This is a genomic window from Rhodococcus sp. GXMU-t2271, assembly GCF_041414735.1.
Taxonomy (GTDB): domain Bacteria; phylum Actinomycetota; class Actinomycetes; order Mycobacteriales; family Mycobacteriaceae; genus Rhodococcus; species Rhodococcus indonesiensis.
Map to the genome: position 1 here is coordinate 24,575 of NZ_JAUIZP010000038.1, position 16,809 is coordinate 41,383.

General features: G+C 71.6%; 16 protein-coding genes. 11 read left to right on the forward strand and 5 right to left on the reverse strand.

Annotation, left to right across the window (positions count from 1 at the left end):
• Window position 1: 1 nt before the first annotated feature.
• Window positions 2–643: an ABC transporter permease gene (locus QYS60_RS15195; RefSeq protein WP_371383560.1), complete on the reverse strand. Its 642-nt coding sequence runs from the start codon at window positions 641–643 to the stop codon at window positions 2–4.
• Window positions 644–806: 163 nt separating this feature from the next.
• Between QYS60_RS15195 and upp the strand changes: the two genes are divergently transcribed.
• Window positions 807–1,430, forward strand: a complete 624-nt coding sequence (gene upp, locus QYS60_RS15200; protein ID WP_003935717.1) for a uracil phosphoribosyltransferase — start codon at window positions 807–809, stop codon at window positions 1,428–1,430.
• Between the two features lie 370 nt (window positions 1,431–1,800).
• Window positions 1,801–2,496, forward strand: a complete 696-nt coding sequence (locus QYS60_RS15205) for an MspA family porin (protein ID WP_371383562.1) — start codon at window positions 1,801–1,803, stop codon at window positions 2,494–2,496.
• Window positions 2,497–2,568: 72 nt separating this feature from the next.
• Here the strand turns inward: QYS60_RS15205 and QYS60_RS15210 are convergent, their stop codons facing one another.
• Together QYS60_RS15210 and QYS60_RS15215 are read right to left on the reverse strand one after the other, a co-directional pair.
• The gene (locus tag QYS60_RS15210) at window positions 2,569–4,044 is read right to left on the reverse strand and encodes a phospho-sugar mutase (protein WP_371383563.1); all 1,476 of its coding nucleotides are present in this window, start codon (window positions 4,042–4,044) and stop codon (window positions 2,569–2,571) included.
• Window positions 4,041–4,853: a purine-nucleoside phosphorylase gene (locus tag QYS60_RS15215; RefSeq protein WP_371383564.1), complete on the reverse strand. Its 813-nt coding sequence runs from the start codon at window positions 4,851–4,853 to the stop codon at window positions 4,041–4,043. Before QYS60_RS15215 ends, QYS60_RS15210 begins: the two co-directional genes overlap by 4 nt.
• Window positions 4,854–4,918: 65 nt before the next feature.
• On the opposite strand from QYS60_RS15215, the gene QYS60_RS15220 reads away from it, so the two are divergent.
• The 6 genes from QYS60_RS15220 to QYS60_RS15245 all read left to right on the forward strand — a co-directional run bounded on the left by QYS60_RS15220 (window position 4,919) and on the right by QYS60_RS15245 (window position 11,667).
• Complete coding sequence (locus tag QYS60_RS15220; RefSeq protein WP_371383565.1) at window positions 4,919–5,617, forward strand: enoyl-CoA hydratase/isomerase family protein; 699 nt, start codon at window positions 4,919–4,921, stop codon at window positions 5,615–5,617.
• 34 nt (window positions 5,618–5,651) lie between these two features.
• Window positions 5,652–6,812, forward strand: a complete 1,161-nt coding sequence (locus tag QYS60_RS15225) for a M20 family metallopeptidase (RefSeq protein WP_040781802.1) — start codon at window positions 5,652–5,654, stop codon at window positions 6,810–6,812.
• Window positions 6,809–7,963: a M20 family metallopeptidase gene (locus tag QYS60_RS15230; protein WP_289378692.1), complete on the forward strand. Its 1,155-nt coding sequence runs from the start codon at window positions 6,809–6,811 to the stop codon at window positions 7,961–7,963. Before QYS60_RS15225 ends, QYS60_RS15230 begins: the two co-directional genes overlap by 4 nt.
• 55 nt (window positions 7,964–8,018) lie before the next feature.
• Complete coding sequence (locus tag QYS60_RS15235; RefSeq protein ID WP_289378693.1) at window positions 8,019–9,053, forward strand: iron ABC transporter substrate-binding protein; 1,035 nt, start codon at window positions 8,019–8,021, stop codon at window positions 9,051–9,053.
• Between the two features lie 104 nt (window positions 9,054–9,157).
• Window positions 9,158–10,612, forward strand: a complete 1,455-nt coding sequence (locus QYS60_RS15240) for an iron ABC transporter permease (protein WP_003935709.1) — start codon at window positions 9,158–9,160, stop codon at window positions 10,610–10,612.
• Window positions 10,609–11,667: an ABC transporter ATP-binding protein gene (locus QYS60_RS15245; RefSeq protein ID WP_289378695.1), complete on the forward strand. Its 1,059-nt coding sequence runs from the start codon at window positions 10,609–10,611 to the stop codon at window positions 11,665–11,667. Before QYS60_RS15240 ends, QYS60_RS15245 begins: the two co-directional genes overlap by 4 nt.
• Here the strand turns inward: QYS60_RS15245 and QYS60_RS15250 are convergent.
• Window positions 11,664–12,134, reverse strand: coding sequence for a gamma-glutamylcyclotransferase (locus tag QYS60_RS15250; RefSeq protein ID WP_006939627.1), 471 nt, complete (start codon window positions 12,132–12,134; stop codon window positions 11,664–11,666). The two genes, QYS60_RS15245 and QYS60_RS15250, sit on opposite strands and share 4 nt — an antisense overlap.
• A gap of 178 nt (window positions 12,135–12,312) precedes the next feature.
• Here QYS60_RS15250 and QYS60_RS15255 point away from each other — a divergent pair, with 178 nt between their 5' ends.
• The 3 genes from QYS60_RS15255 (at window position 12,313) to QYS60_RS15265 (ending at window position 15,006) form a co-directional block, all read left to right on the forward strand.
• The gene (locus QYS60_RS15255; protein WP_003935706.1) at window positions 12,313–13,713 is read left to right on the forward strand and encodes an NAD(P)H-quinone dehydrogenase; all 1,401 of its coding nucleotides are present in this window, start codon (window positions 12,313–12,315) and stop codon (window positions 13,711–13,713) included.
• Between the two features lie 61 nt (window positions 13,714–13,774).
• On the forward strand, window positions 13,775–14,194 hold the full coding sequence (locus QYS60_RS15260; RefSeq protein ID WP_040781790.1) for a VOC family protein: 420 nt from the start codon (window positions 13,775–13,777) through the stop codon (window positions 14,192–14,194).
• Window positions 14,191–15,006 carry a MerR family transcriptional regulator gene (locus tag QYS60_RS15265; protein WP_289378696.1) on the forward strand — a complete coding sequence of 272 codons (816 nt, stop codon included), beginning with the start codon at window positions 14,191–14,193 and terminating at the stop codon, window positions 15,004–15,006. Before QYS60_RS15260 ends, QYS60_RS15265 begins: the two co-directional genes overlap by 4 nt.
• A gap of 251 nt (window positions 15,007–15,257) precedes the next feature.
• Here QYS60_RS15265 and glpK read toward each other — a convergent pair whose 3' ends face one another.
• Window positions 15,258–16,772 (reverse strand): glycerol kinase GlpK, encoded by a 1,515-nt coding sequence (gene glpK / locus QYS60_RS15270; RefSeq protein ID WP_289378697.1) that lies wholly within the window; start codon window positions 16,770–16,772, stop codon window positions 15,258–15,260.
• Window positions 16,773–16,809 lie beyond the last annotated feature (37 nt).

Genomic DNA, 16,809 nt, shown 5'->3' on the forward strand with positions numbered 1-16,809 from the left:
CTCAGGCACGGATTCCCTTCGAGACGGTGACCTTGCCGAGCGCGAGGAGCAGCGCGTCGAGCGCCAGCGCGAGGACGACCACTCCGATCGTGCCGACCAGGGCCGAGTTCAGTGCATTCGCGCCGCCGATCTGCGACAGACCCGTGAAGATGAACGAGCCGAGACCGGGACCGAGTACGTACGCGGCGATCGCGGCGATACCCATGGACATCTGTGTCGAGACCCGCACGCCGGCGAGGATGACGGGCCAGGCCAGCGGGAGCCGGACGCGGGTGAGCGAGCCGATCTCACCCATGCCGATTCCACGCGCGGATTCGACGAGGGTCCCGTCGACGCCCTGCAACCCGACCACCGCGTTGCGCAGGACCGGCAGGGTCGCGTAGAAGGCGACCGCGAGGAATGCCGGTGCCACCCCGATCCCGACGAGCGGGACGAGGATGCCGAGCAGCGCGAAGGACGGGATGGTCAGACCGACGGCACTGAGGGTGTTGGCCACCGGTTCGAGCCGGGGGATCCGGGTGACGATCACCGCGAGCACGACGGCCACGACGGTGGCGAGAAGCACGGCTTGCACGACGAGGCTCACATGCTGGTACGCGCTGAAGGCGATCTGCGCCTTGCGCTGGTCGATGTAGTCCCACATGCCCACCCGTCCCGTCCGCCCGCAGGCCCGACTGTCACGATGGCACACCTGCACGCGCGTCGGGGCGAGTCGGGGAAACAGGACCCCGGCGGACCGTGCGGACGGGCTCGGCCGGGAAGCACTCGGCGACGGCGGGCGAACGACGGCGTTCTATCCTTCCGGCATGGATTCGCTCGTCGTCGACCACCCGCTCGCCGCTGCCCTCCTGACCACGCTGCGCGACGAGCGCAGCGACAACGCAGCCTTCCGGTACGCGCTGCGCCGGCTGACCCAGATGCTGGTGTACGAGGCGATCCGGGACGCGCCGGTCGAGCAGTTCGAAGTGCGGACGCCGGTGGCGACGACGATCGGTGTGCGCCTTCGACAGCCACCGCTGCTGGTGCCGGTGCTGCGTGCGGGCCTCGGGATGGTGGAGCAGGCCCACGCGCTCATCCCGCAGGCGCGGGTGGGGTTCGTCGGCCTGGCGCGCGACGAGAAGACGTTCGAGCCGGTGCCGTACCTCGAGTCGCTTCCCGACGACCTGTCCGGCCTGCCGGTGTACGTCCTCGATCCGATGCTGGCCACGGGCGGTTCGATGGTGCACACGATCGACCTGCTGGTCGCTCGCGGGGCAACCGACGTCACGGCGGTGTGCGTGGTCGCGGCTCCGGAAGGTGTGACGGCGCTGTCCGAGTCCGGCCACCCGGTCCGGCTCGTGACCGCCTCGATCGACGACGGTCTCAACGAGGACAAGTACATCGTTCCGGGCCTCGGGGACGCCGGCGACCGGCAGTTCGGTCCACGCTGACCCCCCGCCCGGGTCCGCGCGCGCGGCATCGGTGAACCCCCGAACGACCGGATCGCCCATTTTGCCCGAATGGTCCGTGTTGTTGCAGGATAACAATAGAGTGTCGGATGAGGTTGACCGGCGGGTGCCCGGTCGACCCTGTGCCGGGCGGTGTCCAGGTGGTCGAAATGCCAGGCCGGGACGGATTTTCGGGGCCGAATGCGACGCCGCTGAGGACCCCGGTCCGAGCCGCCGCAGCCGGGCCGGGCACCGTCTCGATTCGGGGAAGTTGATCAACTTCCCTTTTCCACGGGCCTGCTCTGGTTACGCTCCCCGTGATCGGTTGGAACGTCCACTGTCCTCGACCGCCCACGAAAATGAGGTCCGCTCGATGATCAACACCTTCTCCGGCAACAGATTTCGGCAGTGCGCCCGGGCGACCGCACTCGGTGCGGCCGCCGTGCTGGGCATGGTGGTGGGGTCCGGCAGTGCCGGAGCCGCTGTCGACAACGCCCGGACACTGCCCCTCGGAAACAACAACGCCATCGAAGTCCTCCAGGCCGACACGTCGATCCAGTCCTATCCGCCGCTCGACAGCTCGCCCGTCAGCTTCGAGTTCTTCCACGACGAGGTGGTGTCGGTCAACTTCACCGGGCCCGATGCCGACTCGTTCCAGGACACCAAGCTGACCATCGGTTACCAGATCGGCTACCCGGTCGCTCTCAACGGGGCCGTCGTGCACATCAACACTCCCAGCCTCGACTGGGAGGTCGGCAACGAGTTCGGTATCGGTGTCGAGCTCGCCCCCGAGTTCGCTCTCGGACTCGACGCGAGCACCGGCGCGACGATCGGTGGGTCGATCATCCCGTCGCAGGAGATCGAGGTCGATCTCGCGCCGGGCGGCATCACCGACGTGGCGTTCGTCGAGGACATGGAGTTCGACGGCCGGTCCGCGACCGTCCGGCTGGCCGGGGTCCACGGCTCCGTCTCGGGAGCGCTCGGTCCGGTCACGATCCGGCCGTACGCCCGGGCCGTCACCTCGAACAACGACACCGTCATCACCTACGGTGTGCCGCACCGTCTCTGAGGGTTGTCGTTCCTCCTCCGGGCCGGTGACGACCGCGACGAGCGGCCGTCACCGGCCCGTCGGTGCTGACCGTCAGTGCTCACCGAGGCCGGTGGCCCACGCGCGCAACGCCTGCAGTCGCGCGCTCGCGCCGTCGCGGTCGCCGTCCGCGGCGACGGCCTCGAGGTAGCACTTGAGCTTCGGTTCGGTGCCCGACGGCCGGACCACGACCCGCACCGACGCGCCCTCGAGCACCACGGCGTCCGTGCGCAGCGGGCCGCTCGCCGTCGCCAGGTCCGTGGCCGTGACCGGCTCCCCGGCGAGTTCGGCCGGTAGCGCGGACCGCAACCGGCTCATGATCGCCCCGATCCGGGCGAGATCGGTCACCCGGATCGAGACCTGGTCGCCGAGATGCAGCCCGAACTCGCGGTACAGGGCATCGAGCGCGTCGACGAGAGTGCTTCGGCGGGCCTTCAGTTCGGCGGCGTAGTCCGCGACGACGACCGCCGTCGCGATGCCGTCCTTGTCGCGCACCGCATCCGGGTCGACGCAGTGACCGAGGGCCTCCTCGTACGCGTACACGAGTCCGTCGCCCGCGCGAGCGAGCCACTTGAAACCCGTGAGGGTCTGCGCGTAGCGGGCACCCCGCGCGGCGGCGAGTTTGCCGAGCAGGGTCGAGGAGACGATCGTCGTCGCCACCAGCGCGCCGCGTGGGGCACTCGCGAGAATCCGGTCCCCGAGCAGCGCCCCGGTCTCGTCGCCGCGCAGCATCCGCCAGCCCGCGGGTGTGGGGACGCCCACGGCACACCGGTCCGCATCGGGATCGAGGGCGAGCGCGAGGTCCGCGCCCACGTCGGCGGCAAGAGCGAGGACGGCATCGGCGGCCCCCGGTTCCTCCGGATTGGGAAACTCCACGGTGGGGAAGCGCGGGTCGGGCGCGAACTGGGCGTCCACCACGTGCACATCGTCGAAGCCCGCGGCGTGCAGCGCCGCGACGGCGGTCTCGCCGCCGACGCCGTGCAGCGGTGTCAGCGCGATGCGCAGGGTGCGCGCCGTGGCGCGCGGTAGCGAGGCGACGCGCGTCAGATACCGCGCCACCAGGTCGTCCCCGGCGGGCGCGACGGCGGTGCGCGGCACGGACGACGCCGCGCCGACGGCGTCGATCGCCCTCTCGATCTCACGGTCGTCCGGCTCGACCAGTTGGGCACCGCCACGGGTGTAGACCTTGTAGCCGTTGTCCGAGGCGGGGTTGTGGGACGCGGTGATCTGCACGCCCGCGACCGCGTCGAGGGTCCGCACGGCGTACGCCGTCACCGGGGTCGGCAACGGACGCGGCAGGGCCACGACAGCGAAACCGGCGGCCGCGAGAACCTCGGTGGCGGCGGTGAAGAACTCGGCGGATCCGGTGCGGGCGTCACGGCCGACGACCACGGTGCCGCCGCCGGACCCGCGCGCCCGGAGCCACCGGGCCAGGCCCGCGGTCGTGCGGACGACCACGTCCTCGTTGATGCAGCCGGGTCCGTCGCCGACGGGCCCGCGCAGCCCGGCGGTCCCGAAACGCAGGCTCACAGCCGGCCCGCCAGCTCACGCAGCAGGTCACCCATGCGGGTGGCAGCGGCCCGCCCCGCCGCGAGCACCTCGTGGTGGTCCAGGTGCTCACCGGTGAGTCCCGCGGCGGCATTGGTGACCAGGGAGATGCCGAGCACCCGAGCGCCCGCGGCCCGCGCGGCGATGGTCTCGTGCACGGTGGACATGCCCACCAGGTCGGCGCCGAGCGTGCGCAGCATGCGGATCTCGGCGGGGGTCTCGTAGTGCGGGCCGGGCAGACCGGCGTACACGCCCTCGTCGAGGGTGGGGTCGATCTCGCGGGCGAGGGCGCGCAGCTCGGGACAGTAGGCGTCGACGAGATCGACGAACTGGGCGCCGCGCAGGGGCGATCGCCCGGTGAGGTTGAGGTGGTCCGAGATCAGCACCGGCTGACCGACCGTGTGATCGGGCCGGATGCCGCCGGCGGCGTTGGTGAGCACGACGGTGCGCGCGCCGGCCGCGACGGCGGTACGCACCGGGTGCACGACGCGGCTCAGGTCGTGCCCCTCGTAGGCATGGGTGCGGCCGGCGAGGAGCAGCACCGGAGTGTCGCCGACCCGCACCGAATGCACGGTGCCCGAATGCCCTTCGGCGGTGGGCGGGGCGAACCCCGGCAGTTCGCCCATCGGGACGTCCGCGACCGCCGTGCCGAAGCGGTCCACCGCAGCGCGCCAGCCCGAACCGAGCACCACCGCCGCGGGGTGTTCGGGCACCCCGGTGCGCTCGGCGAGTGCCGCGGCGGCGCGGGCGGCCTCGGCAGGGGGGTCGGCGATGGCATCGGGTGCTCCCATGTCGGTCGACCCTAGCGCCACACCGGTTATTACTCGCGGGTAGGTTGTGGCGCTATCCTCTCCGCATGCCATACCTCGACCGCGACGGCGACGTCTTCGTCCTCCACCTCGGCGACCGCTCCGGCGGCGACACCGAGAACCGCTTCCATCCCGGCTGGCTCTCCGCCGTCCACGAGCTGCTCGACGAGGTCGTCGCCCACGACGGCCCCGCCGCACTCGTGACCGCGGCCACCGGAAAGTTCTGGAGCAACGGGCTCGACACCGACTGGATCTTCGGCAACCTCCCCGAACTTCCCAGCTACCTCGATTCCGTGCACGAGTTGTACGTGCGGATCCTGACCTTTCCCGCGGCGACCGTCGCGGCGGTGCAGGGCCACGCGTTCGGGGCCGGTGCAATGCTCGCGCTGACCCACGACTTCCGCATGATGCGGGCCGACCGCGGCTTCTGGTGCCTACCCGAGGTGTCCCTGAACATGCCGTTCACCGTGGGCATGTCGGCACTCCTGCGCGAGCGGCTGCCGATCCAGGCCGCGGTCGAGGCGACCACGACCGGCCGCCGGTTCGGCGGTGGTGACGCCCTCGCGGCGGGCATCGTCGATCGCACCGTCGACGGCGATGCCGTGCTGGCCGCCGCCGTCGAACGGGCCGCCGCCCTCACGGGCACCCGCGGCGCCAACCTGGCGGGCATCAAGCGTGGTCTGCATGCACCGCTGATCGCGGCACTCGAGACGAAGACGGACGAGTCGAACTTCCGCCTCGGGTGAGGTGCGTGCTCTCCGCCCGTGCCAGACTGAGCGGGTGACGAGCGATGCGGACAGGGCGATCGAGGCTGCGTCGGACGGCCTGATCGCCCTGTCGCATTCGATCCACGCCGAGCCGGAACTGGCCTTCGACGAACACCGCAGCGCCGCGAAGATCGTGGACCTGTTGCGCAGCGGCGGATTCGAGGTCCGTGCCGGGATCGCCGACCTGCCCACCGCATTCGACGCCCGGTTCGGCAGCGGAGACCTCGTCGTCGGAATCTGCGCCGAATACGACGCGCTGCCCGGGATCGGGCACGCGTGCGGGCACAACATCATCGCTGCTGCCGCCGCCGGCGCGGGCCTGGGTCTGGCCGCCGTCGCCGACGCGCTCGGCATCACCGTCCGCGTCATCGGCACACCCGCCGAGGAGACCGGCGGGGGCAAGGTACTCATGCTCGAACGCGGGGTGTTCGACGACGTCGGCATGGCCCTGATGGTGCACCCGGGCCCGTTCGACATCACCGGGGCGACGTCGCTGGCCCTCGCGGACATCGCGGTCAGCTACACCGGCCGTGAGGCGCACGCCTCCGCCGCTCCCGAATACGGCCGCAACGCCGCCGATGCGGCGACCGTCGCGCAGGTCGCCGTCGGCCTGCTGCGTCAGCATCTACTGCCCGGTCAGCAGATCCACGGGATCGTCAGCGACGGCGGCACCGCCCCGAACATCGTGCCCGCGCACACGGAACTGCTGTACTACCTGCGGGCGACTACCGCGGAGGCCCTCGCCGACCTGACCGAGCGTGCCGGCAACTGCTTCGCGGCCGGGGCTCTCGCCGCCGGCTGCACGCACGAGATCCGCACGGTGTCGCCGACCTATACGGAACTGACTCCCGACCCGTGGCTGGTCCGGGCTTATCGTGAGGAGATCATCGGTCTCGGGCGCACGCCGCTGCCCGTCGAGGAGGAAGGATCGCGCCCGCTGGGCAGTACGGACATGGGAAACGTGACGAACGTGGTGCCGGGTATCCACCCGGTGATCGGTCTCGACTCCGGTGGTGCGGTGACCCACCAGGCGGCGTTCGCCGACGCGTGCGTCACCGCCTCGGCGGACCTGGCCGTCCTCGACGGCGCCCGCGCCCTGGCCGCGACGGCAGCCCGGGCGGCGGCCGATCCCACGCAACGTGCGCGGCTGCTCGAGAACGTGGCACGCCGATGAACCCGTACATCGAGAAATGGCTGGGCGAGCACACCGACGACCTGTCGGCGTGGCGCCGGCACATCCACGCCAATCCCGAACTGGCCCGTCAGGAGTACGCGACCACCGAGTTCGTCGGAAGCACCCTCGCGGCCGCCGGGCTCGAACCCAAGGTGCTGCCGCGCGGCACGGGCCTGATCTGCGATCTCGGTCCCGACGGGCCGCGGATCGCCCTGCGCGCCGACATGGACGCGCTGCCCATGCAGGAGATGACGGGCCTGTCGTTCGCCTCCACCGTGCCGGGCGTGGCGCACGCCTGCGGGCACGACGCCCACACGACCGTGCTGCTCGGCACGGCGCTGGCGCTGAACTCGGTGCCCGAGCTGCCGGTGGGGGTGCGGCTGATCTTCCAGCCCGCCGAGGAGGTGATGCCCGGCGGCGCGCTCGACGTGGTGGCCGCCGGCGCGCTCGAGGGCGTGGCCCGGATCTTCGCGCTGCACTGCGATCCCAGACTCGAGGCCGGCAAGGTCGGGGTGCGGGTCGGAGCGATCACCTCGGCCGCCGACACGGTCGAGCTGGTTCTCGACTCGCCGGGAGGGCACACTTCCCGCCCGCACCTGACGGGCGATCTGGTGTACGGCCTCGGCACCGTGATCACCGGGCTGCCCGGCATGCTCAGCCGGCGCATCGACCCCCGCACGAGCACGGTGATGGTGTGGGGCGCGGTCGCGGCGGGCAAGGCCGCGAATGCGATTCCCCGCACCGGCATGCTGACCGGCACCGTCCGCACCGGCGACCACGAGACGTGGGAACTGCTCGAGCCGATGGTGCGCGAGATCGTGCACGGCCTGCTCGCCCCGACCGGTCTGAGCTACGAGCTGGACTACCGGCGCGGTGTGCCACCCGTCGTCAACGACGAGGTGTCGGCCCGCATGGTGGAGGACGCGGTGCGGGCGATCGACCCGGACGCGCTGGCGGACACCCCGCAGTCCGGAGGCGGGGAAGACTTCTCCTGGTACCTCGAACAGGTTCCGGGTGCGATGGCCCGGCTGGGTGTGTGGCGGGGGACCGGACCGAAGCTCGACATCCACCAGCCCGATTTCGATCTCGACGAACGTGCCCTGGCGGTCGGCGTACGGGTGATGACGAACCTGGCCCTGGGCTCAGGTTAGGCTTAGGCAACCTGTACGTTGCCTGTGAGTCGCCGCTCACGCCAGGAGGTCCGGAATGCAATTTCGACGCAGAGCCGTCGCAGTACTGTCGGCCGGGGTACTCGCCGCCGCGCTGGCCGCGTGCGGCAGCGACTCGGGTGAGTCCGAGGGCGACTCCACCGGTGCGCTCACCCTGTACTCCGGGCGCAGCGAGAACCTGGTCGCACCCCTGATCGACCAGCTCGAGGGCACGCTCGGCTTCGAGATCGACGTCGTCTACGGCAGCACCCCGGAGATCACCGGGAAGCTGGTGGAGGAGGGCGCCTCCTCGCCCGCCGACGTGGTGTTCACCCAGGACGCCGGTGCGCTCGGCCTGCTCGACCAGGCGGGGCTGCTCGAGACGCTGCCGGCCTCGGTGACCGACCTGGTTCCCGCCGACTACCGCGCTGCCGACGGCACCTGGGTGGCGACCTCCGCACGTGCCCGTGTACTCGTCTACAACGACCAGAAGGTGCAGCCACAGGATCTGCCCACCGGCATCGACGGCCTGCTGGACCCGAAGTGGAAGGGCCAGATCGGATTCGCCCCGACCAACGCGTCGTTCCAGGCGTTCGTCACCGGGCTGCGCGTCGCGCGCGGCGAGGACGGCGCCCGCGCCTGGCTCGAGGGCTTCAAGGCCAACGAGCCGGTGGCGTTCGAGGGCAACGGCCCGCTGATGGAAGGCGTCGACACCGGCCAGGTCACCCTCGGCCTGACCAACCACTACTACTGGTACGGCCTCGCGGACGAGCGCGGTGCCGAGAACCTGAACGTGCAGGTGTACTACTTCCAGGCCGGTGATCCGGGCGCACTGGTGAACATCGCCGGGGCCGGCGTCGTACAGACCACGGACCAGAAGGAACAGGCGGAGCAGTTCGTCGCCGCGCTGCTCTCGCCCGAAGCCCAGACGTACTTCGCCGACGAGACGTCCGAGTACCCGGTCGTCGAGGGCATCGAGACCAAGGATCAGCTGCGTCCGCTGTCCGAGATCGGCAATGCCGACATCGAACTCGCCGAACTCGCCTCGCTCGAGCAGACCCAGGCGTTGCTGCAGGAGCTGGGATTCATCTGATCCAGCTCGCCTCGCTCCGTCCCACCCGGCGCAGCCGGCCCGTTCTCACGCTGGCTGCGCTGGGTGTCTCGGTCTTCGCCCTCGCCCCCGTCGCGCACCTGGTCATGCGCGCGTTCGCCGACGGTCCCGACCGGGTGTGGTCGCTGGTGTTCCGGCAGCGCACCCTCGATCTGGTCTGGCGCAGCGGCATTCTCGCGCTCACCGTCACCGTGGCCTGCCTCGTCGTCGGGGTCACCGCCGCGTGGCTCACGGCACGCACAGACCTGCCCGGCCGACGGTGGTTCGCCCTCGCACTGAGCGTTCCCCTCGCCATTCCGTCGTACGTGTCCGGGTTCGTGTACATCGCCCAGTTCCCCGGGCTCGCGGGCTTCGCGGGTGCTGCGCTGGTCCTGACCGCGGCGAGCTTCCCGTACGTGTACCTGCCGGTGTCCGCCGCGCTGGCCTCGGTCGACCCGGGGCTCGAGGAGGTCGCGCGTACTCTCGGCCGGTCCCGGCTGCGCACCACGCTGACCGTCACCCTGCGGCAGGTATGGCCCACCGCGGCGGCCGGCGGCCTGCTGGTGGCGCTGTACACCCTCAGCGACTTCGGGGCCGTCGCGCTGATGCGGTACGAGGCGTTCACCCTCGCCATCTACGGCAGCTACCGGGGGCTGCTCGACCGCACGCCGGCGGCGGTGTTCGGCCTCGTGCTCGTCGTGCTCGCCGTCGCGCTGACGGTCTCCGAACGCCGGGTGCGCCGCGGGGCCACCGCTCGCATCGGCTCCGGCGCCCCACGGCCCGCCGCGCCCGTACCGCTGGGCCGGCAGCGGTGGACGGCTCTGGCGTTCCTCGCCGTCGTGCTGACGGCCGGCGTCGGTGTGCCGCTCGCCGGACTCGCGCGCTGGCTGTGGTTCTCGCAGCAGGCGGCGATCGACTGGGCGGGGATCTGGACGGCGACGACGTACACCCTGTGGGTGGCTGCCCTCGGCGCGCTGCTCACCACCGCGCTGGCCCTGCCGGTCGGTGTCCTGGCGGCGCGGTCGACCTCGCCGGTCTCGCGGTTCACCGAGAGCGCCGCCTACGTCGGATTCGCACTGCCCGGCATCACCGTGGGCCTGGCCCTGGTGTTCTTCGGGATCCGGTTGCTGCCGCAGTGGTACCAGCACACCCCGATGCTCGTGATGGGCTACGCGGTGCTGTTCCTGCCGCTCGCCGTCGGCTCGATCCGCGCGGCGGTCGCCTCGATTCCGCTCGGCCTCGAGGACGCGTCCGCGACGCTCGGCAGCGGACGGATGCGGACCGGCATCCGGGTGATGATCCCGCTGGCGGCGCCCGGCGTCGTCGCGGGGGCGGCACTGGCGTTCCTCACCATCGCGAAGGAACTGCCGGCGACGTTGTTGCTCGTGCCGATCGGGGAGGACACCCTGGCGTCACGGATGTGGAAGTACACCGAGACCCTCGAGTACGGGTCGGCGGCCCCGTACGCGGCGATCCTGGTGCTCGTCGCCGCGCTGCCGTCCCTGGTGCTGGGCCGGCTGCTGCGCGGCCGGGTCGATGCGGAAAGTGGCGGTGAGGAATGAGCGGGCTCTGTCTCGAGGGCGTCTGCGCCCGGTACGGGCGGACGGAGGTCGTCAGCGACGTCTCGCTGACGGTGGAACGAGGCGCGCTGCTGGCCGTGCTGGGGCCCTCCGGTGGAGGCAAGACCACCCTGCTGCGGGTGATCGCGGGCCTGCACCCGGCCGCAGCGGGGCGCGTCGTCGCGGACGGACGCGACCTCACGGCGCTGCCGCCGGAGCGCCGTGGGGTGGGGCTGGTGCCGCAGGAGGGTGCGCTCTTCCCTCATCTGAGCGTCGCGCGCAACGTCGGCTACGGGCTGGTGCAGCCGACGTGGCGGTCGATGGTGCGGCAGCAGTCCGTGCGGCAGCGTCGCGTGGAGGAGCTGCTGGAACTGGTCGGCCTGGCCGGCACCGGCCAGCGCAAGCCGTCGCAGCTGTCCGGCGGTCAGCAACAGCGCATCGCGCTGGCACGGGCGCTCGCGCCCAATCCGGCCGTCGTCCTGCTCGACGAGCCGTTCAGCGCTCTCGATGCCGGGCTGCGGTCCAGCCTGCGCACCGAGGTCCGCAGCCTGCTGCGGGACCAGGAGGTCGCCTCGGTGCTCGTCACCCACGACCAGGCCGAGGCCCTGGCCATCGCGGACACGGTCGCGGTGATGCTCGGCGGGCGCCTCGCACAGATGGGCACGCCGGAGGAGGTCTACCGGTGGCCCGCGACGCTCGAGGTGGGTGCCTTCGTGGGGGATTCGGTCGTCCTGGACGCCGACGCGGCCGGCGACCGCGCGCACACGGTGATCGGGGCGGTCCCCCTCGCGACCCCCGCCCACGGCAAGGGCCACGTCCTCGTACGCCCGGAGCAGGTGCAGGTCGCCGCAACGGACGAGCCGTCCAAGTTCACCGTGCTCGACCTGGCCTTCGGGGGCGCCCTGACGGAGGTGCGGGTGACCGGCGCCGGGCAGACGATCCGGGCGCAGCGGGCCGCGTCGCACGACGTGCAGGCCGGGGATCCGGTGACGCTGCGGGTCGGCGTCCCGGTGCCGTTCTACCCGGCTCGGCCGGCCGGGGCCGGGAAGCCGGCCTAGAAGCTGTCGGGTCGGCCGGGCCCGACGTTGCGGCTGTTGCGGGTGCGCAGATCCCGCACATAGTCGGCGGGGGCTCCGGCGATCTCGGCGGCGTCGGCCATCACGCCCAGGTAGCGCGCCGACGGCAGGCCGCCCTCGTACGCGTCGAGGACGTACAGCCAGGCGAGCACGGGCCCGTCGTCGGTGTCCACCCGCAACCGGATCTTGCGGTGGATGCCGAGTTCGGAGCCCTCCCAGCGGTCGAGGCTGCGTTCGTCCTCGTCGGGCACGTCGTAGAGCACGACGAACACCTTCGAGTCGGGGTCCTCGACGACGGTGGCGAGCGCGCCCTCCCAGCCGATGTCGCCGCCGCTGAAGGTCAGCCGCCAGCCGTGGAGCCAGCCGGTTCCGGCCATCGGCGAATGCGGGCAGCGCTGCAGCATCTGCTCGGGATGCATGTTGGAGCCGTAGGCGGCGTAGATCGGCACGGGGTACAGGCTAATGGCTGACCGTCCGGCGCAGGACACGGGGCGCCGGCCGCTTCGTGGTGGCGTCCGCGTGCGCAGGACGGTGCCCGTGGCATAGCGTGTCTGCGGACGTTCGGCAACCCCGGCGCCCGCACATCCCGGACCGAGGACCATCTCGGAATCGATACAGAGGAGAACAATGACCCGGATCGTGATCATCGGCGGCGGCCCTGCGGGCTACGAAGCGGCGCTGGTGGCGGCTCAGTACGGCGCGACCGTGTCACTGATCGATTCGGACGGGATCGGCGGTGCCTGCGTGCTCTTCGACTGCGTGCCGTCCAAGACGTTCATCGCGTCCACGGGCATCCGCACCGACATGCGCCGAGCGGCCGACCTCGGCGTTCGGCTCGAGAGCGCCGGAGTGGCGCTGCCCGAGGTCAATACCCGTGTCAAGAGTCTCGCCCGGGCGCAGTCCGCGGACATCCGCACCAAGCTCGAGGCGGCCGGCGTGCAGCTGCTCAGCGGACGCGGCGAGCTCATCGACACCCAGGTCGGGATGGCGGCGCACCAGGTGCGCGCCGATCTCTTCACCGGCGAGGAGCGGGTCCTCGACGCCGACGTCGTGCTCATCGCGACGGGCGCGAGCCCGCGGGTACTGCCCGGGGCGGAGCCGGACGGTGACCGCATCCTCAACTGGCGTCAGCTCTACGACCTCGACGCGCTGCCCGAGCACCTGGTGGTCGTCGGCTCCGGTGTGACCGGCGCCGAGTTCGTCTCGGCCTATACGGAGGTCGGCGTGCAGGTGACGCTCGTCTCGAGCCGCGACCGGGTGCTGCCGCACGAGGACGAGGACGCCGCCCTCGTGCTCGAGGACGCCTTCGCCGAGCGGGGCGTGAACCTGGTCAAGCACGCCCGCGCCGACGCCGTCGAGCGCACCGGGGACGGGATCCGGGTCAAGCTGGCCGACGGCCGCATCGTCGAGGGCAGCCATGCGCTGATGACGGTCGGCTCGGTGCCGAACACGGCGGGCCTCGGGCTGGAGAAGGTCGGCCTGCAACTCGACCGCGGCGGTTACCTCCAGGTCGACCGGGTCTCGCGCACGTCCGTCTCGGGGATCTACGCCGCCGGCGACTGCACCGGGCTGCTGCCGCTGGCGTCGGTGGCCGCGATGCAGGGCCGCATCGCGATGTACCACGCCCTCGGTGAGGGGGTCAGCCCGATCCGGCTCAAGACCGTCGCCTCGGCGGTGTTCACCCGGCCCGAGATCGCCACGGTCGGTGTCAGCCAGGCGGCGATCGACAACGGCGAGGTCCCGGCCCGCACCGTGATGCTGCCGCTGCACACCAACCCCCGCGCGAAGATGGCGGGGCTGCGCCGCGGCTTCGTGAAGATCTTCTGCCGTCCCGCCACCGGCGTCGTGATCGGTGGTGTGGTGGTCGCGCCCACTGCCTCGGAGCTGATCCTGCCCATCGCGATCGCGGTGCAGAACAACCTCAGCGTCGACGACCTCGCCCACACCTTCTCGGTCTACCCGTCGCTGACCGGGTCGATCACCGAGGCGGCGCGTCAGCTGATGCGGCACGACGACCACCTGGACTGAGCCAGATGACCGGCGGCGACGTCCTTGACTCTCTCCCTGGGGGAGGGCCGACGGTGGACGCATGCGAACGAACAGCATCTTCCCCGTGGTCCCCGCTCACGACGTCGCCCGCAGCCGCGACTTCTATGCCGGGCTGCTCGGTCTGCGCGTGGTCTTCGACAGCGGCTGGTATGTGCAGCTGCAGGCGGCGACCGACGAGACCGTGCAGCTCGGTCTCGTGGCACACGGCCACGAGACGATTCCCCGGCCCCACCGCTCCACGCCCGCCGGCGTGCTGATCTCGGTGGAGGTCGACGACGTCGACGCCGTGTACGCGCGAGCCGGGGACCTCGCACTCCCGATCGCGTCGGAACTGCGCGACGAGGACTTCGGACAGCGGCACTTCATGACCGTCGATCCCGACGGCCTGCTCGTCGACGTCATCACGGTGATCCCGTACGCGCCGGAGGTTGCCGGTAGCGGGGCGGTGGTGACCGGGTGAGTCCGGCCGGCGGATGGCTGAGCATCGGCGAGTTCGCCGGGATGTCCCGGCTGAGCGTCAGGACGCTGCGCCACTACGACCGCGAAGGGCTGCTCGCTCCGGGCCGGGTCGATCCGCATACCGGATACCGGTACTACTCGCGCGAGCAGCTCGCCGCGGCTCTGCGCATCGCGGTGCTGCGCAGAGCCGAGGTGTCCGTCCCGGCGATCCGTCGCCTGCTGCAGGACCCCGGACACACCGAGGCCGTCCTCGCCGCGGAGCGGGAGCGGATCGAGTGCGAGGCCGCCCGCAAGTACCGGGCGCTCGCCCTCGTCGCGTCCCTCGCCGACGCCGGAGCCGACGGCCTCCCGGTGTGCCGGTACCGGATCGAGGATCGAACGGTCTTGTGGCGCAACGGGGAATCGACCGCCGAGGCTCTGGATACGGATGTGACGAACCTCGTGACGGCGCTGCTGGCGGACGCGTCGAGTGCCGGGCTGCCCACCGACGCGCCGGTGGTGGGGCAGTACCCGGCCGCCCTCGACGGCGTGGTGCAGTTCGGCGTCGGCCTCGAGTTGCGGTCCCCGCCCGGACGTGTGGACACCGCCACGACGACGCTGCCCGGCGGGACTTTCGCGGGCGTGGACTTCGTCGGTCCGGTCGCGCTGCTCCCGGTCGCCTATCACGCCCTGTTCGGGTGGCTGGAGGAGCGCGGTCTCGGGGCCGGGGGACCGTTCCGGGAGTACTACCTCACCGACCCGCGCGACGTCGCTCCCGAGGCGATGCGGACGCGGGTGCTGCACCCTGTGCCGGGTGACCTCGTTCCGGAATGAGGGTTCCCCGAGGCCGTCGCGCCGCGCGGCCCCCGGCACCTCGCGGCCCTCGCCGGACGGTGCTGCCCGTCGCGGCCGGGCACGGCGTCGGCTTCGTGCCGGCCGCCTTCGTGGGCTCCGGGGACCACGGCCGCAGTGCGCGGCTGTGGTTCGCGACCCTCGGGGAGGCCGACCTCACCGAGGCGGCTCGGCCGCGCCGCGCGAGCCGGAACCCGTCCCGGAGCCGCAGCGCCGCACGCGGGCGACGCCACTCAGGCCCAGCCGTAGGTCCGTTCGACCGCCCTGTTCCACTCGGCGTAGAGCCGTTCCCGCTCGGCGCCGTCCATCTTCGGTTCCCAGGTCCGGCCGGCCGCCCAGTTGTGCCGGATGTCGTCCTCACCGTCCCAGAAGCCGACCGCCAGGCCCGCCGCGTACGCCGCACCGAGCGCGGTGGTCTCGGAGACCACGGGACGGACCACGGGGGCGCCGAGGATGTCCGACTGGAACTGCATCAGGGTCTCGTTGACGACCATCCCGCCGTCCACCTTCAGGGTGTGCAGTTCGACACCGGAGTCGGCGTGCATCGCCTCGATGACCTCGCGGGTCTGATAGGCGGTCGCCTCGAGTGCGGCCCGCGCCAGGTGCCCCCGGTTGACGAAGCGGGTGAGGCCGGTGATCACGCCGCGCGCGTCGGGGCGCCACCGCGGGGCGAACAGGCCGGAGAAGGCCGGTACGAAGTACGCGCCGCCGTTGTCGGGGACCGTGGCGGCGAGGTCCTCGATCTCCGCGGCCGTGCGCACGAGCCCCAGATTGTCGCGCATCCACTGCACGAGCGAGCCCGTGACGGCGATCGACCCTTCGAGGGCGTACACGGCCGGGGCGTCGCCGACGCGGTAGCACACGGTGGTCAGCAGTCCGTGCTCGCTGCGCACCGGCGTCGTCCCGGTGTTGAGAAGCAGGAAATTGCCGGTTCCGTAGGTGTTCTTCGCCTCCCCCGGCGACAGGCACGCCTGACCGAACGTCGCGGCCTGCTGGTCGCCGAGGATGCCGGCCACCGGGACGCCGGCGAGCGGTCCGCGGTCACGGGCGTAGCCGTAGATCTCGGACGAGCTCCGGATCTCCGGAAGCATCGACATCGGAATACCGAAATCCGCACAGATGTCCGGATCCCATTGCAGTGTCTCCAGATTCATGAGCATCGTGCGCGAGGCGTTGGTGACGTCGGTGAGGTGCACCCCCGGCTGCCGGTTGCCTGCGCCGGTGCCGCCGGTGAGGTTCCACAGGATCCAGCTGTCCACCGTCCCGAACGCGAGTTCGCCGGCCTCCGCCTGCTCCCGGGCGCCCTCGACGTTGTCGAGGATCCACCGCACCTTCGGGCCCGCGAAGTACGTCGACAACGGCAGGCCCGTGGCGTCGCGATACCGGTCCACGCCCGCGTCCCCGGCGAGCTGCTCGACGAGGCGATCGGTGCGGGTGTCCTGCCACACGATCGCGTTGTGGATGGGCCGGCCCGTGGAGCGTTCCCACACCACCGTGGTCTCGCGCTGGTTGGTGATCCCGATCGCGGCGATGTCGGCACGCGTGAGATCCGCCTTCGCCAGTGCCAGGGCGGCGACCTCGCGAGTGTTGATCCACAGCGTTTCCGGATCGTGTTCCACCCAGCCCGCGCGGGGGAGGATCTGTTCGTGCTCGGTCTGGGCCCACGCCACGATGCGACCGTCGTGGTCGAAGATGATGCAGCGACTCGACGTGGTCCCCTGATCGATCGCGGCGATGTATCGGGTCACGGCAACCTCTCCGGGCGTGTGGTTCGGGACGGCAGTC

Coding starts and splice junctions, on each gene's coding strand:
- QYS60_RS15255 (WP_003935706.1), top strand. CDS start 12,313: ATGACCCGGATCGTGATCATCGGCGGCGGCCCTGCGGGCTACGAAGCG.
- QYS60_RS15260 (WP_040781790.1), top strand. CDS start 13,775: ATGCGAACGAACAGCATCTTCCCCGTGGTCCCCGCTCACGACGTCGCC.
- QYS60_RS15230 (WP_289378692.1), top strand. CDS start 6,809: ATGAACCCGTACATCGAGAAATGGCTGGGCGAGCACACCGACGACCTG.
- QYS60_RS15205 (WP_371383562.1), top strand. CDS start 1,801: ATGATCAACACCTTCTCCGGCAACAGATTTCGGCAGTGCGCCCGGGCG.
- QYS60_RS15245 (WP_289378695.1), top strand. CDS start 10,609: ATGAGCGGGCTCTGTCTCGAGGGCGTCTGCGCCCGGTACGGGCGGACG.
- QYS60_RS15235 (WP_289378693.1), top strand. CDS start 8,019: ATGCAATTTCGACGCAGAGCCGTCGCAGTACTGTCGGCCGGGGTACTC.
- QYS60_RS15215 (WP_371383564.1), bottom strand. CDS start 4,853: ATGGGAGCACCCGATGCCATCGCCGACCCCCCTGCCGAGGCCGCCCGC.
- QYS60_RS15195 (WP_371383560.1), bottom strand. CDS start 643: ATGTGGGACTACATCGACCAGCGCAAGGCGCAGATCGCCTTCAGCGCG.
- QYS60_RS15220 (WP_371383565.1), top strand. CDS start 4,919: ATGCCATACCTCGACCGCGACGGCGACGTCTTCGTCCTCCACCTCGGC.
- upp (WP_003935717.1), top strand. CDS start 807: ATGGATTCGCTCGTCGTCGACCACCCGCTCGCCGCTGCCCTCCTGACC.
- QYS60_RS15240 (WP_003935709.1), top strand. CDS start 9,158: ATGCGCGCGTTCGCCGACGGTCCCGACCGGGTGTGGTCGCTGGTGTTC.